Origin of the sequence: Flavobacterium tiangeerense (genome assembly GCF_007830355.1) — a bacterium.
GTDB lineage: Bacteria > Bacteroidota > Bacteroidia > Flavobacteriales > Flavobacteriaceae > Flavobacterium > Flavobacterium tiangeerense.
Genome location: NZ_VLKO01000010.1, coordinates 104186 through 120410, shown reverse-complemented (window position 1 = coordinate 120410; position 16225 = coordinate 104186). Strand labels below are relative to the sequence as shown.

The window sequence follows — 16225 nt, the reverse complement described above, 5'->3', positions numbered from 1 at the left end:
AACTTAAGTTCTTAAAACGTTTAATGTGTAAAGATAGTATTTTTTAATTTTATGGAACAACGCCAATTTAGGGCAATAATTCATAAATTTATACTAAAAAACCCATCACAATTTAAATTGTAATGGGTTGGTAATATTTCAAATAGCGTTTTGGGATTACTCTAAAACGCGGTATAATTTATCAGACAATCGAATTCGGAAAGGGAGTTGAAACGTGCACGTATCGCCAGCAACGGCTTTTTGTTGTGCGGTGTCATTGACCATCATTTTCTCGATTTTTAAAATTTGTTCCCCAGTAGTGCTCCCTTTAATCAATACCGTATCGCCTATTTTCAACTCATTTTCTTCAATTAAAAACTGTCCAACATTTGACTTCGGGAAAAAATGAGCGCCTTTACCAAGGTATTCTTTTTTAATTTTCGCTGCTTTTTTTGCAACCGGTTTGCGTTTTGCAAGTTCGGTCAAGTCGGGAATAGCCGCTAACGAATCTGTATTATTTTTAAAAAGCAACTTATCTGATTTTCCTTTTTTGAAAATCTTATTTCCATTTTTAACCCCTCTGCGTATAGCTTTTTGCTCCTCTTCTGGCAAATGAATAATCGTAGCACATTCAGCAGAACAGCAGCCGTACATTTTTTCTTTACAAGATTCACACTGAATAAAAAGTAAATGACAACCCTCATTTTCGCAGTTGGTATGTACATCACAAGCGGTACCGCATTGATGGCATTGCGAAACAATATCATCTGTAATGCGTTCGCCCAAGCGGTGATCAAAAACAAAGTTTTTACCTATAAATTTGCTCTCTAGATTTTCTTCCTTTATTTGCTTGGCGTAGTTGATAATACCTCCTTCCAGCTGAAAAACATTCTTGAAACCTTGGTGTTTGAAGTAAGCCGATGCTTTCTCGCAACGAATGCCACCTGTGCAATACATCACCAAGTTTTTATCTTCCTTAAAGTCTTGTAGTTGCTCATTAATAATAGGCAACGATTCTCTAAACGTATCTACATCAGGAGTGATGGCGCCTTTAAAATAGCCAATTTCACTCTCGTAATGGTTCCTAAAATCGACTACAATCGTGTTGGGATCATCTAGAATTTCGTTGAACTCCTTTGCTTTTAGGTGCACGCCTATATTAGTAACATCAAAGGTTTCATCATTCAAACCGTCGGCAACAATTTTGTCACGCACCTTAATCGTTAGTTTCAAAAACGAGTGATCGTCATGCTCCACCGCAATGTTCAAGCGCATCCCTTGCATGAAATCGTATTCCTCAAGCGTGTCCTTGAAGTCATAAAAATTATCGGCAGGCAATGATAATTGTGCATTGATACCTTCTTTGGCGACATAAATTCGGCCTAGAACTACTAAAGGATCCCAAGCGCGGAATAAATCGTTTCGAAATTGAGTTGGATCTTGAATTTGCGCATAAGCATAGAATGACAAAGTGAGTCTTTGTTTTCCGGCATCATCAATCATGATGGCTCTTTCCTGTGCGCTTAAGGTGTTGTACAGTTGCATGCTATAAACAGTTTAAGTGAGAAATGTATTTTTTGCAAAAGTAAGCAAAAAGGTCCAAAGGCGCAAAGTTTTAAAGGGACTAAGGTTTGCAATCAATAAACGGATTCTCAATTTTCCTTAAAGTCTTAATGGTTTCATTTTTTTGGGAGCTTCTTCCAGCTTTCCGCTATATCTCTTATTTCCGCTATCGCTACAACAAGAGGATGCCGCTGCAATCTGGGCTAGGGGAGTTGTGGTGTATTGAAGGTTACGTTTTCCAAAATCGTATTTATGATTTTGAGCAATAGAAAAAGATTTGCGATAGTTTATGGAACTTCAAAGTGCAAATGTTTAATAGAACTCCAAATTTTTAAATTTAGTATGAAAGTCCTACTTTCTCATTCCATTAGTTGTTCGCTGTATTGTGTTTATTTTGTTTCTATTTCAAATATCTGTTTTCCATAGTCACCTAAATAATGAAATAATAATTTTTCGTACACTTTATAACCATCATCAACGTCTGTGAAAATTAGAAATCCCTGTTTTGTTTTTGGGAAAATAAATGCAATGGCTTGTACGCCTTTGTCTGCACCACCGTGCGTAAGTGCGATGTTTCCATCATTAAAATTGTATATTTCAAAACCAAGTCCAAAATGTTTTCCTTTTGAGCTTGCTACTTGAGGCGAAATCATTTCATTAAATACTTTTTGTGTCAATCCATCGCTATTCATTACGCTGACTAAAAAATTTCCGTAGTCCTCAATGGTTGTTAATAAATCATCCGCTGCATTTGGCACTCTGTTTTTAACCATTTCATAAGTACTTCCGTCTTTGGCATAACTTATAGCAAATCTTGATGTATCGATTTTTTCACTCCATACATATCTGGTGTCATCCATTTTTAGCGGTTGAAAAATTAATTCATCGGCTAATTGTTGTAAAGATTTTTTAAATTTTTTCTCTATTGCTTTTCTGAGATATTCCAAGCCTTCTCCTGAATATTGGTATTTCGTTCCAGGCTCAAATTGAAAACTGAGTTTTTTGTTATCACTCATCCATCGCCAATTAGGAAAACCTGTTTGGTGGCTTAAAATATGTCTTGTTGTTAGTTTTTTATTGCGTGGGTCGTTAGCAATATCTGGGTCTGTCCAATATTTATAAATAGGTTCATCTAAATTCCATTTACATGAACTAACTAGTTTCAAAGCTATCATTGCTGTAACAGGTTTTGCTAATGAAGCCACATTGAAAATAGTATTGTAAGGCGCTGATACGCCTTTTGTAATTTCTCCGAAAACTTTTATTTGTTTAAGTTCTCCGTTTTCAATAATTCCCAATCCAAGTGTTGGAATGTTGTTTTGTTTCAGCCATTTTTCAATTTCAACATCGTTATCAAAAATTGGATTTTCTGTTGTTTTATTTTCATAGGCTTGATGGTCGAAACTAAATGAGGTCGCTAATTTCCAATCCCCGTTTTCCAATTGCCAAACGTTGGTAAACTTTGCAATACCGGATTGACTTTCTCGTTTTTCAGAAAATATGTGTTCTCCATTATGAACAGCACCATAGAGAATTCCATTTTTATAAAGCGGAAAAATTTCGGTACTTTCTTTTATTAAAAATCTTTTTACTTGGCGAGTTTCTGGACTTTTACAAAGTCCGTTTTTTAAGTCTAAAAGAAATTTTGTTTTATCAGATATTCCGTCTTTGTCGTGATAAAATTTGAGGTCATCACTCAATAAAACTTCAAACTTTTTTATGTCGCAGGTGTTAAAACCAATATTAAATAGTAGACTGTCTTTTGATAGTATTGTTTTATAGAGGTATGAATTTTTGTCAACTTGAGCGCTGCTGTTTAAACAAAAAGTGATAGCAATTATGAAGCATAAGAGATTTTTTTTTGTCATAATGGATTTTGTTTAAGCTATGATTATTTTGAGACAAAGGTGTGAATCTCCCCATTTTTGGCCAAAAAATCCACCCGACAATAACCCGACAAACCCCAGACAATTTTTATAACATGCTAAATTTTAGATTGTAACGAAGTTTTTTAGACCTGTCTATTTCTATTGCATTTCGAATGACAATGAAAACATTAGATAAAGCAATGAGTATTATAAGAATTAGTGTGAATTGATTCCCAAGCTTTAAAAAAATCCCTAGTATAAATACGATAGGTGCAATTATTGTCCAAAGGATTTGAACAGAAATGAGTTCTTTTGTTAATACATTTTTTTGTTTCAACACAAGCATCAGAACAATTGGAACGATGATATTAAATGGCGGGATTATTATAAATGGAAGTGATGAAAGGTTGATTAATTTTAGTAAGGAATAGTTAATTAAATTCGCTTCTTCTGATTTTTCAGTAATCGTGGTGTTTTCTGCTTCAGTTTTGGGAGTTTGTAATTCGCTTTCTTCTACTTTTAATGCTTTAGCTAAAATTCGAAGTGTATAACCTTTGGGTTCTTTTCCTGTTTCTATTCGCTGAATGGTTCTTTCTGAGATTCCTGATTTTTCAGACAACTCTTTCTGAGTCAGATTTTGGAAGTCTCTTATAAATTTTAATTTTGACATAAGATGGTTGTGAAATTACCGCTAACATTTAATAGTATCAAAGATATGCAACTTATCTATTTACTGGACTAAATATCTTATAGCCCAGATAGCAGTGAAAATCCTTTTTTATCCGCTTTTTAGCGAAAAAAAAGATTGAAACGAATAGCTGGAAGTGGCTCCAAATAAAAAAACCACGCCGAAACGTGGTTTTAAATTTTATACTTTATCAGGTATTAGCAATACTCGTTGAAAGCGTCTTTTAGGTTTTCAGCAATTAGTTCTGCTGGGCGACCTTCAATGTGGTGACGCTCTAACATGTGTACTAATTCTCCGTTTTTGAACAAAGCCATACTTGGCGATGATGGAGGAAAAGGGAACATGTGTTGTCTTGCTGCATCAACTGCATCTTTATCAACTCCTGCAAAAACAGTAATTAATTGATCTGGTTTTTTACCACCTTCTAAACTCATTTTTGCTCCGGGGCGTGCATTACGTGCAGCACAACCACAAACCGAATTTACAACTACTAGCGTTGTTCCTTCTGCTTTTAATGCGTTTTCTACTGCTTCGGCACTATGTAAATCTTGAAAACCTGCTACAGTAAGTTCTGCTTGCATTGGTTTTACCATTTCTTCTGGATACATATCTTTTATTTTAAATCATTAGTAATTAAGTCCTGCAAAGTTACAAAGTTTACATTCAACAATAAGTGTTCAAGTATAAAGTTTTGTTATAGTTTTATTGTTATTTATTGCTCTGGAAGCCACATGAAAAATGGCTTTGATAAACAACATTTTCGGACATTTTAAAATAACCTGAATATCTTCAATTAAAGTAGTTTCTTCGTCCAAAAATTTGAAGATCACCGCTGGGTTTCCTTTTTTGAACATGGATGAAAAAATGTGAGAACCCAATTCGTTTTTTCTATCTAAAATATCTAATAAAAGCAAATCATAAAACCAGAATTTTGTTTTTTTATGAAACTTAGTAAAGTCGGTTTCTCTTTGTAGAAAGGCTACCAATTCACTTGATTTTTTATCGGAATTTTTGAAAGTGTAACCCGTACTCGCCTTGGTCCAACCGCCAGAAGTACCAATGTTGATCACGTTTTTAGTATTGGCTTTCCAAAAAGGATAACACGTCATCGGGATGCTGCCTTGTTCTTTTTCAACGATTTCGTAGTTTGTAATCCCCAGCTTTTCGATGTATTGTTGGATTTCGTTTTCGTATTCTTCTTTTTTTAAATGTTGGTGCGAAAACAAAGTGTATTCCAGTAAAGCTTCGGTTTTTGAAGTGGGCAACACGTACATAAAACGGGTATTTCCTCTTTGCTCAACCGAAAAATCCATGAACGTGGCTTGCTCATTATTGAAAACAGCCTGCTCACTTTTGATAAACCAACCTATAAAATGCTGTTGTAAAACGGGATATTTAGTTTGGTTTTCCGCTTTTTGTTTGTGGTAAATACTATTGAATAATTTGGAGCACGAAAAAGATTCGCTTTCCGTTTGTATCAAAATTATAGTTTCGGATTCTTCAATAGTCAAGACTTTCTGATTCAAGAAAGTGACGTTTGTTTGTTTCGAAAGCAAATCAAAAACTTGGTTGTAAAAATCAAGTCCTTTCACCATATTGTACTGATACGGTTGCAAGTCTAAATCCCTGCGAAAAGCTGCATTGGCAAACAAAGCCGAATCCCATTTTTTAGAAATAGCCGGTTCCCAAAGTGAATCGGTTGTTTTCCAGAAACACCAGGTTCTGTCATTTGTTTTTTTGGAGTTTTCATCCAGTAACAAAATACGTTTATCCTTAAATTTCCCAGATTGCACCATTTTATAAACGGTCATCAAAGCCGATAATCCTGAACCAGTAAAAATATAATCGTAGTGTTTCATGGCTCAAAAATACAACTTTAAGAGCAAAAAATTAATCAAAGTGGTAACGCAGACCTATAAAAAAACGTCTTCCTTGATTGGACCCGTACGCATAGGTTGGGTCAAAAGTGAGCACATAAGGATTATCAACTTGTACATTTTTATCAAAAGGATCATTGGCGCGAGCTATCAAGAACGGATTTCCACGATTGGGTGTCCAGTTAAGTAGGTTTTTGATACCGGTGTACAACTCCAGATTATGAATTTTTTTGAAAGTCATTTGTATGTTCTGAATACTATATGGTCTAGAAATTTCTCGACGCGGGTCTAGTTCGCTTAGTAACGGCAAACGCATGGGTCCAGTTAGATTTCCTGTATAATCAAAAGATAAAAACCAGTTTGTAATATCATAACTAAATCCCCAACTTATACTGTATCTTTCTGTAAATAATGGTCTCAAATTAACGCCATCTTGTGTGGTCATGGCATCATAATAACTGGTTCCAAGGTTGGCTTTGAGCCCAAACGGGCTAACCCAATCAGCATTGGCGCTGAGTCCGAAAATAGTAGAGTTGCCGTTTAAATTATCATAAATTATTTGATTTGGATTGATGTCGTAGTTCGCAAAAATTCGGTTTGTGAAATAGGTGTACCAAGACGTAAGTTCAAGATTGACTAAGCCTGCATTGGTTAATTTGAATTTTTTCAGATAATTTAAGTTAATGTTGTATGAGGTTTCTGGTTTCAAGTTTGATTTTATCACGACTTCTCGAGCGCCAGACAAAGCTTGGTGATCCTCGGTAAAAAGGTTGACGATTCTAAAACCTGTTCCGAAATTGAATCGTAAGATATCGGTTGGCGTTGGTTTGAATTTAAACGCAAAACGAGGTGTAAAAATGGAACCGTGATTGTCATTGTAATCGTAGCGTAAGCCCAAGAGCGTGCTGGTTTTTTCGTTATGCATGATTTCATCTTGAACAAAAGCACTGTAGATTTTAGAATGATTCGCGCTTGCTGTTGCGGGCGTATTGTCATTATAAAATTGATATCTAAGAGCCGTACCAAAAAGCACCGAGTGGTTGCCCCAGTTTTTATCCCACAACAATTGGCCAAAAGCTATTTTTTGATTGGCCAAAAAAGTAGCATTTCCGTAAACGGAGTTTTGGTCGTGACCAATAACCGAAAATTGAAAGAACATTTTTTCGGCGACGGGAAGTTCGTATTTTCCTAGAAATTCATAGCGTGAAGTGTAAATGCTTTCGGCATACAGTTGGTCTCCGCCTCTAAAACTCTTGTTCCATTGCATTTCTCCGCCCCAGCGGTCTTCATAAAGGTATCGAGATACAAGGCTAAGCTCTTTTTTTGAAGCTCTGTTGATGTTTATTTTGGAGAAAAAAGAAGCTCTGTTTTGCAAAGAAACATCGGTAAAATTATCGTTATTGTTATCAATAGGATTGTTGTAAGTGAAGTAATTTATGCCAAAAAGTGCTGTAGCATTCGAGCCAATATTGGTTTTGTAGCCAAGATCAACATTTGTTTCGAGCCAAGAAGTAGTAAAAACATCAGCTGTAAATAAAGGAACTGCAAACGGTTTTTTGGTAATAATGTTAATCAAACCGCCTACTGCCTCACTGCCATACAGGGTAGACGCAGCGCCTTTGACCACTTCTATTTTATCAATCATTGCATTAGGAATGCCCGAAAGCCCGTAAACGGTGCCGAGAGCGCTCACAATAGGCATCCCGTCAATAGTTACCATGGTGTACGGACCGTCAAGTCCGTTAATGCGAATGTCACCCGTATTACAAACATTACAATTATTTTGAGGTCTTAAACCGTTTACGTTTTGCAAGGCATCCAAAACATTGCTGGTTGGGTTTTGTTTTAAAAAAGCAGCCGAAATAATCTCAACAGGAACAGGATTTTCCAACCTTTTAACAGGTTTTAGCGTGCCTGAAACCACCACTTCGTCTAGTTGATTTTCAGTACTTTCAAGTTCGAAATTCAAAACGTTGTTTGCATTAATTTTGACGATTATATTCTTTGTTAAAGGTTGAAAACCTTCAGCTATAATTTGAATTTTATAATTTCCTTCAGCAATATTTGTAATACTGAACTGCCCCAAGCTATCCGTTTCGGTGATGTATTTTGTCCCAATTAGAAAAACACGAGCATCCGTAATTCCTTTTTTTTCTGACGAAACAATTCCAGAAACCCTTGTCTTTTCTTGGCTGTAGCCTAAGTTAAATAGTAGAAATAGGAATAGAGGGACTATTATTTTCATTATTATTAAATTAAATTTTAGACAAACCTAAAAATTATATTTTGCAAAACAAATTTTTTAATTACATTTGTATCAATAACTTAATTGATGTAGTTGAAAATTGCTACTCTTCAATCTTAATTTAAATGACCTTTTCTGAAGAAAATTACCTCAAGACCATTTACCACTTAACTTGGGTTTCAGATGCTGATATCAGTACGAATGCCATTGCTGAAAAAATGGAAACCAAAGCATCATCCGTTACTGATATGCTCAAGAAACTCTCCGAAAAAGATTTAGTAAACTACGTAAAATACCAAGGCGTTTCCCTTACTGATAAAGGAAAATTAGCGGCGAAGATGATCGTTAGAAAACACCGACTTTGGGAATGTTTTCTCGTGGAGAAATTGGATTTTTCTTGGGATGAGGTACACGACATTGCTGAACAATTAGAACACATTAAGTCGGAAGAACTGATCAATAAATTAGATGATTTCCTTGGAAATCCTACTGAGGACCCCCATGGCGATCCCATTCCGGATGCTAATGGACGCATAATCAAAGTAGAAAAACAACTGCTCTCTGAATTTGAGAAAAACCAAATTGGGATTTGTGTGGGTGTAAAAGATACTTCGTCTGATTTTTTAAAATATTTAGACAAACAGGAAATTGCTTTGGGTTCCCAAATTGAAATTATGGAAAAGGAAAGTTTTGATTCCTCTTTCCGAATTCGCGTTGGAACCAAAGAAATAACCATTTCAAATAAAATAGCCAGTAATTTATATATCAAATAATTATGTTTCAATCTATAGTAGATTATTTCACGAGTATCGATCCAATATTAGCCGCTTTGTATGCGAGTTTGTTCACTTGGTTTCTAACCGCGTTAGGAGCTTCCTTTGTTTTTATGTTTAAAACTATGAATAGAACCGTTCTTGACGGAATGCTCGGATTTACGGGAGGTGTTATGGTTGCGGCCAGTTTTTGGAGTTTATTGGCACCAGCCATAGAGATGACAGGTGGTGAAGGATTCGCAAAAGTGATTCCAGCAGCTTTTGGTTTTTTTCTTGGTGCGCTTTTCATTTTCGGAATTGATAAAGTGTTACCGCATTTGCACATCAATTTTAAAGTTACCGAAGGAATCAAATCACCATGGCAACGTACTACTTTGTTAGTCTCTGCTATCACCTTACACAACATTCCTGAAGGATTGGCGGTTGGAGTTCTCTTTGGTGGTGTTGCCGCTGGGATTCCAGAAGCTTCTATTGCTGGAGCTGTAACTTTAGCGATAGGAATTGGAATTCAGAATTTTCCTGAAGGAATCGCCGTTGCTATGCCGTTGCGACGAATGGGAATGAGCCGATGGAAAAGTTTTATGTATGGTCAATCCTCAGCACTAGTGGAGCCAGTTGCCGCAGTTTTAGGGGCATTTGCAGTTACTTTTTTTACACCTATTTTGCCGTATGCATTAGCTTTTGCAGCGGGTGCTATGATTTTTGTAGTGGTAGAAGAGGTGATACCGGAAACACAACAGGACAAGAACACCGATATTGCCACGCTGGGCTTCGTTGGTGGATTTATTGTAATGATGACACTGGATGTGGCATTAGGATAGTATTTTAGTGTTCCATTAATTTTAAAAATAAAAGAAATTTTAATCTTTTAAACAGAGCTTATGAAAAAGTCAATTCTATTCCTTTTTATGATAATCAGTATTGTAGCTTTGGCGCAAAGCCCAAAATCAGAAAAAGTTAAATACGTAACTATAAAGCAAAAAGTATGTCCCAATCAAAAAGGATTTCAGCTTGTTTTGAAGGCGATTGAAAATGATTCCCGATGTCCTGAAGGTGTAACCTGCATTTGGGCGGGGGAAGTTAGTGTTGTTGTTTCGCTGTATAAAGAATCAAAATGGATTGAAGATACGACTTTGGTGTTTTCTATGAAAAATGAAGAGGACAATAAAAAGTGGTTTTCTAAATATCTGTCCGAAAAACAAAAAAACATTAAAAGTTTGCGAATTATTCCTTATCCTAAAGAGGGAATACCTATTGATCCGAAAGCCTATCAATTAAATATTGGGTATTACAAATAAGTTTAATTGCAGCCACAGTCAGAGCTACCACAGTTTTTGTCTTTTTTTGATTTTTTGAAAAAGAATTTTTTAATCAAAAAAAACACTGCTGCAATTAGAGTTGCAAATGCTATAATTTCTTGGATATTCATCTTGTAAAAGTAACAAAAAGCAACCTGAGAGGGTTGCTTTTTGTTGTTAATCTATTTGTAAATTAAGTGCTTTTGATAGTGTCAATCTGTATGAAACCATATTACGATCTCAATAATTAAAATCGAGCCCCAACTGATATAAAGAAAGTTCTGCCTTCACCAGGTAATATACCCGGTCCAGGATACCCTCCCGCACGTCGGGTTGCGTAATCTTTGTTCAATACGTTGTTAATTCCAGATCTAATATTGTAATTTTTTAGGAACTTGTATTCTGCTGATAAATCCATTACCTGGTAACCGTCTAAAAGTCCCGTTAAACCATTAGCAGATGGAGTTACTGTGTTGTTAGCATCTGTAAACACTTTACCTGAGGTTTTGTATTGCAAGGTAGACGAAAAGTGGTCAGTACTATAGCTCAAACCTACATTGTGAATGTAACGTGGCGCGTTTTCAACACGATTACCTTTTAAGTTAGTCGTTGCAATAGCTGATCCAGGTCCAGAAGGTATTTCGAAATCAGTATAACGAGAATCAATAAAACTAATCGTTACAAAAAGATCTACGTTTCCGAAAGTTTTTTCGACACCAAAATATTTAGTGATATTCACGTTTACAAAACCTTCAATTCCTTTGTTTACGGTTTCTCCTAAGTTCGTTCTGAACAAGAAAGTACCTTGTGTTGTGTCGTCATTATTTTTGAATTGTCTTACGCCACCAATACGGTTATTGTAGCTCAAGTAAAACACACTAAAATCGAAGTTCAAAAATCCTTTTACAACACCGCGGTATCCTAAATCAGCATTATATCCTGAGGCATCTTTTAAGTTTGGGTCTATCACATCTGTTATAGCAGGCGGAGTAATATCTGAGAATAAAACAGGTCTATATGCTTGTGTAATGTTTCCGTACAAGTTTGTTGCTCCTAATTTATACTCCATTCCTAATCCGAACAAAGGTTTGTTTCTAACCATTTGTTTACTTTCAAACGGAACGTCATTTCCGGTAGAATTAATTCCAAAACGACCTTCTCCCTCAGCAGTGATGTGCTCAAAACGTACTCCAGGAACAACACTCCATTTATCGGTCACCTTAAATTGGTTTTCGGCAAAAAAAGCAATGTTTTGTGTTTTAAACTGCAAGTCTCTTGGATATTTTGCTGACGTACTTAAGTCGAAATCAGACCCTGCAGTACCTGCTCCTTCTTGTTGTCTTTGCGTTTGTGCTTGGTAAGCGCGAACTCCAAATGCCAAAGTGTTTTTATTTTTCCCTAAGGTGTACGTATAGGTGTTTCTGTTTTCGATTCCGAAGTTCTTGTAAAAATCACGGTCAACTCTTCTATTTCCGTTAGTGTCAGGATTGTTTGGTGTTGCTGTAAATCCAACGCTATTTCTTTCTCCAATTAAACCAAAAAGTTTAGTATTCGATTTAATAGAAGGAGATAATTGCGTATCTAGTGTTAACGCAAACAAATTCCAAGGAGTTCCAAACCAGTTTCTTTCTCTAAAAGATTTTCTGGAATTTTCAGCAAATTGCGCATCAGTCAAACCACCTGCTTGTTGCATTTGGTAATCCATATTGGTGTATTCTGCTGCTAGTTTGGTTTTTTCTGTGAAGGCATATTCTAAAAATACATGTGAGTTACGTACTTTATATTGGCTGTTTTCTCTCCATCCATCGGCACTACGAGAGTGGTTGTAGGCATAATAAGAAAACTTGTTTATTTTACCACCAATAGCGTTGTAACTGCTCATTAGGTTATAGCTTCCGGCTGTGTTTTGAGTTTCAAAGCTGAATTTTTTGTTTTGCTCGCGTTTTAAAACGTAGTTCACCATTCCGCCAAATTGAGGTCCAAATTGCAATGAAGCTCCACCACGAACTAGTTCAATGTTTTCTACTGCTTCTAAAGGTGGGTTGTAATACGCTTCTGGGTAGCCAAATACATCTGATGAAATGTCATAACCGTTTTGTCTGGTATTCAATTCCCAGCTACGGTTTGGACTTAAACCACGAACTCCGATGTTAATTTGAATTCCAGATCCTTCGTTTTCCCAAACAGTTACACCTGGAACACGTGAGAACACTTCGCGCGCATTGTTGGTAGTCAAGTTAGAGGTAAAGGCAGATAGTTTTAAAACTTCATTCTTTTTTCCCGAAAAAATCACTGTTCCTTTTACCTCTGGCTGTCTTTCTGGACTTTGTTTAAAAGGGGTAATAATTACTGGTTGCAAATCAATGCTTAAGGACGATGCTCTTGCAATGCTGTCTTTTTGTGCTTGAGTTAGCTCTTTTTCTTGTGCGAATAGGGATACCGACGCTAAGATTGCAAGTGCTACTAAATTTCTTGTCATTTTTATTTAGATTAATTCTACGGTGCAAAGGTAAAATGCAAATCTTATTTAGACAAATTAAGAATAATAAAAAATAGAAGTTTAACGTTTGTTCACTATTTTATTTTAGGATCTGATAGGCAATCAAGGCAACTGCATAAGCAAAACCAGACATAAAAATTAATTGTCCTGCAGGCCATTTCCATGAATTGGTTTCTTTTTTAGTTACCGCAAGCGTGCTGGCACATTGCATGGCAAAGGCGTAAAACAATAGTAATGAGATTCCGGAGGCAAAGTTAAAGATCTTTTCTCCAGTCACCGGATTGATTTCGGCAGCCATTTTGTTCTTGATAGTCACTTCGTTTTCGCTACCGCCTACACTATAAATGGTGGCTAATGTTCCCACAAAAACTTCTCTAGCTGCAAATGAACTGATGATCGCAATACCAATTTTCCAGTCGTATCCTAATGGTGAAATGGCAGGTTCAATGGCTTTTCCCATGATTCCAATATAGGAGTTCTCTAGCTTTTGTGAGGCAACTGCATTTTCAAAATCAGCAGGCGATAATGGTTTGTTGATGGTGTTTTGGGTAACAATTTGTTCTGCTTTGTTGAATTTTTCTCCCGGTCCGTATGAAGCTAAAAACCAAAGTACTATCGAAATGGCAAGTATAATTTTACCCGCGCCAAATATAAACGCTTTCGTTTTTTCGATTACGTTGATACCTACATTTTTAAACAAAGGCAATTTGTAATTCGGCATTTCAACTACAAAATACGTTTTACTTTGAATTTTCAATATTTTATTCAGAATATAAGCCGAGAAAATGGCCATCCCAAATCCTAACAAGTACAGCAACATCAAAGTCATTCCTTGCATGTTTAAAAATCCAAACAAACGTTCATCAGGAATAACAAGTGCAATTATAATCGCGTAAACAGGTAGTCTGGCAGAGCAAGTGGTAAAAGGTGTTACCAAAATAGTAATCAATCGTTCTTTCCAGTTTTCGATATTTCGAGTGGCCATAATTGCAGGAATAGCACAAGCTGTACCCGAAATAAGGGGCACTACACTTTTACCTGACAAGCCAAATTTCCGCATGATTTTATCCATCAAAAATACTACACGGCTCATGTATCCACTTTCTTCAAGTATGGAAATAAACATAAATAAGAATGCGATTTGTGGAATAAAAATAAGAATACCACCTATCCCGGGTATGATACCTTGGGATATTAAGTCTGTTAGAACACCTGCAGGTAACTGCTCTGCGGCTAGTGAACTCAAAGATGCAAAAGAAGCATCAATGAAATCCATTGGAATTTTAGACCATTCAAAAATAGATTGAAAAATGACAAACAAGATTAAAAAGAAAATTACGTAACCCCATATCTTGTGAGTAAGTACGCGATCTAGTTTGCTGCGGTAATCTTTGGCAATACTAGTGTCAATTTTTAAGCCTAGTTTCAACACATCGTTTATAAATTGATAGCGTTTGATGGTTTCTTTTTGTTGCAAACGTTTTAAATCAGAATGTGATTTGGTAAACGAACTTCTAATTTCATTTCGTTCTAAGTTCAAGAAGTTCACATCCTGTGTGATAACCAACCATAATTTATACAGCAATTGGTTTGGGAACGCTTTTCGTAAGCTGTTAAAATATTCCGTATCAATTACCGAAGCGTTTAAACATGGTTCGCTCGAAATGGTTTTGAAACTCACAATTAATTGCTTCAGTTCCTCAATGCCATAACCTTTTCTAGAACTAACTAGAGCAATTTTAGTCTTTAAATGTTGCTCTAAGTATGGAATATCAAGTGAGATTCCTTTAAATTTCATTCTATCAGCCATGTTAATGACTAAAATAGTTGGAATTTCTAAGTCTTTTATTTGGGTAAAAAGCAGTAAGTTTCGTTTTAAATTCTCCACATCTGTAACCACAAGTGCTACATCAGGATATAACTTGTCGTTTTTATTTAGCAATAATTCGATAACAACATTTTCATCAATAGAACTGGCGTTTAAACTATAGGTTCCCGGAAGATCTAGGATATTAGCTTTGATATTATTGGGTAATTTGCAGAAACCTATCTTTTTTTCAACGGTTATTCCAGGATAGTTTCCTACCTGCTGGTTTAATCCCGTGAGCTGATTGAATACGGAGGTTTTCCCAACATTAGGATTGCCTATCAATGCAACGTTAATGTTTTGCTTGCTTATCATAAGTTGGTTTTTATAATGTCAACTTCTATTTCTTTGGCTGTTTCTATACGTATGGCTACATGTGAACCATTGATGTCTAAGTACAAAGGATCTCCAAATGGAGCAATTTGTAACAACGCAACTTGATTCCCTGGTAAGCAACCCATTTCCAATAATTTTAATGGAACGGCATCGATATCAAAGTCTTTAATTATGGCTTTTTCGCCTTTTTTTAAGGAATATATGGTAGTAAGCAAAACTTATTTAGATTGAATTAAGATTGCAAAAATACACATTTTACAGCAAACACAACTTATTGAAGTAACAATTATTAACCTTCAATAGCTAGCCTAAAACAGTTGTATTAAATGTATTATGTATATAAATGTAATGCCGTTTTAAATTATTCTTGGATTAAAAAATGGATGTCTTCTATCAAGCGCTTCATATCCTCTTTATTAGTACCGTCATAAAAGCCCCGAACTCTTTTTTTGGTGTCAACCAAAACAAAATTTTCAGTGTGCACCATGTCGTATAATTCACTTGGTTTACCCAGTTTTACAGCCAAGTAGGATTTTCTAGCCATGGCATAGATTTCTTTTTTATCGCCGGTAACTAAATTCCATTTGGCATCGTCCACATTATGTTTTTTGGCGTAAGCCTTTAAAACAGGAACGCTATCCGTCTCTGGGAAAACGGTATGAGATAATAATTTCACTTTAGGATTGTTGGCGAAAGCTTTTTGAATTCCCTCTAGATTCACTGACATTTTTGGGCAAATGGAGCCACAAGTTGTAAAAAAGAAATCAGCTACATAGACTTTTCCTTCATAATCTTTTTGTGTAATGGTTTTTCCATTTTGGTTTACAAATGAAAAATCAGCTATAGTATGGTATTTACTTTTGTATTGTACGGTGCTATCTACCAACTCTGGATTCACATCAGCTGGATTGTAAATGGGAAGTGACTTTGCAGGCTTTAATGCCGAGTAGAAAAGGGATAAAATGATTGCTGAAAGCACAATGAAAACCCCAATAAATAATCGGTATTTTTTTAAGATTTCTAACATGGTTTTATTTTGGTGCAAAAATACACAATCGTAAATGGTTTTGTATTGTAATTAACAGAGTTTTATTTTTAGTGGAAACTTGTTTTTAGATAAAAAAAAGGCTGCAGGGTTTAAACCTTTTTCAAATTTTTGTGTCAAAAAGAAATGTTTTGTGATAATCTTTGGGAACTTATATTATCATAATATTTATTAATAGCTTTGTTT

13 protein-coding genes are annotated in these 16225 nt (G+C 35.6%); 3 read left to right on the top strand and 10 right to left on the bottom strand.

All coding sequences use genetic code 11. The features are described from left to right. Nucleotides 1-156: 156 nt before the first annotated feature. From trhO to IQ05_RS12635, 6 genes are all read right to left on the bottom strand, one after another. Nucleotides 157-1524 carry an oxygen-dependent tRNA uridine(34) hydroxylase TrhO gene (gene trhO / locus IQ05_RS12660; RefSeq protein ID WP_144893497.1) on the bottom strand — a complete coding sequence of 456 codons (1368 nt, stop codon included), beginning with the start codon at nucleotides 1522-1524 and terminating at the stop codon, nucleotides 157-159. Between the two features lie 407 nt (nucleotides 1525-1931). Next, on the bottom strand, nucleotides 1932-3410 hold the full coding sequence (locus tag IQ05_RS12655) for a serine hydrolase (RefSeq protein ID WP_144893495.1): 1479 nt from the start codon (nucleotides 3408-3410) through the stop codon (nucleotides 1932-1934). Nucleotides 3411-3516: 106 nt separating this feature from the next. Next, complete coding sequence (locus IQ05_RS12650; RefSeq protein ID WP_144893493.1) at nucleotides 3517-4080, bottom strand: helix-turn-helix domain-containing protein; 564 nt, start codon at nucleotides 4078-4080, stop codon at nucleotides 3517-3519. 215 nt (nucleotides 4081-4295) lie between these two features. Next, complete coding sequence (locus IQ05_RS12645; protein WP_144893491.1) at nucleotides 4296-4706, bottom strand: BrxA/BrxB family bacilliredoxin; 411 nt, start codon at nucleotides 4704-4706, stop codon at nucleotides 4296-4298. 69 nt (nucleotides 4707-4775) lie between these two features. After that, the gene (locus IQ05_RS12640; protein WP_144893489.1) at nucleotides 4776-5957 is read right to left on the bottom strand and encodes a lycopene cyclase family protein; all 1182 of its coding nucleotides are present in this window, start codon (nucleotides 5955-5957) and stop codon (nucleotides 4776-4778) included. Between the two features lie 31 nt (nucleotides 5958-5988). After that, complete coding sequence (locus tag IQ05_RS12635) at nucleotides 5989-8220, bottom strand: TonB-dependent receptor (RefSeq protein ID WP_144893487.1); 2232 nt, start codon at nucleotides 8218-8220, stop codon at nucleotides 5989-5991. Between the two features lie 125 nt (nucleotides 8221-8345). Between IQ05_RS12635 and IQ05_RS12630 the strand changes: the two genes are divergently transcribed. The 3 genes from IQ05_RS12630 to IQ05_RS12620 are packed head-to-tail and all read left to right on the top strand — an operon-like array spanning nucleotide 8346 to nucleotide 10291. After that, complete coding sequence (locus IQ05_RS12630) at nucleotides 8346-8993, top strand: metal-dependent transcriptional regulator (protein WP_144893485.1); 648 nt, start codon at nucleotides 8346-8348, stop codon at nucleotides 8991-8993. Nucleotides 8994-8995: 2 nt separating this feature from the next. Beyond that, nucleotides 8996-9814: a ZIP family metal transporter gene (locus IQ05_RS12625; RefSeq protein ID WP_144893483.1), complete on the top strand. Its 819-nt coding sequence runs from the start codon at nucleotides 8996-8998 to the stop codon at nucleotides 9812-9814. 60 nt (nucleotides 9815-9874) lie between these two features. Further along, the gene (locus IQ05_RS12620) at nucleotides 9875-10291 is read left to right on the top strand and encodes a hypothetical protein (protein ID WP_144893482.1); all 417 of its coding nucleotides are present in this window, start codon (nucleotides 9875-9877) and stop codon (nucleotides 10289-10291) included. Nucleotides 10292-10538: 247 nt separating this feature from the next. Here IQ05_RS12620 and IQ05_RS12610 read toward each other — a convergent pair whose 3' ends face one another. From IQ05_RS12610 to IQ05_RS12595, 4 genes are all read right to left on the bottom strand, one after another. Then, a complete protein-coding gene (locus tag IQ05_RS12610; RefSeq protein WP_144893478.1) occupies nucleotides 10539-12770 on the bottom strand; it encodes a TonB-dependent receptor family protein in 2232 nt (743 codons plus the stop codon). Between the two features lie 100 nt (nucleotides 12771-12870). Continuing rightward, on the bottom strand, nucleotides 12871-14970 hold the full coding sequence (gene feoB / locus IQ05_RS12605) for a ferrous iron transport protein B (RefSeq protein WP_144893586.1): 2100 nt from the start codon (nucleotides 14968-14970) through the stop codon (nucleotides 12871-12873). Continuing rightward, nucleotides 14970-15209, bottom strand: coding sequence for a FeoA family protein (locus IQ05_RS12600; protein WP_144893476.1), 240 nt, complete (start codon nucleotides 15207-15209; stop codon nucleotides 14970-14972). The genes feoB and IQ05_RS12600 overlap by 1 nt, the downstream gene beginning before the upstream one ends. Before the next feature lie 146 nt (nucleotides 15210-15355). After that, entirely contained in the window at nucleotides 15356-16021 is a 666-nt protein-coding gene (locus IQ05_RS12595; protein WP_144893474.1) for an SCO family protein, read from the bottom strand. Nucleotides 16022-16225: the final 204 nt, after the last annotated feature.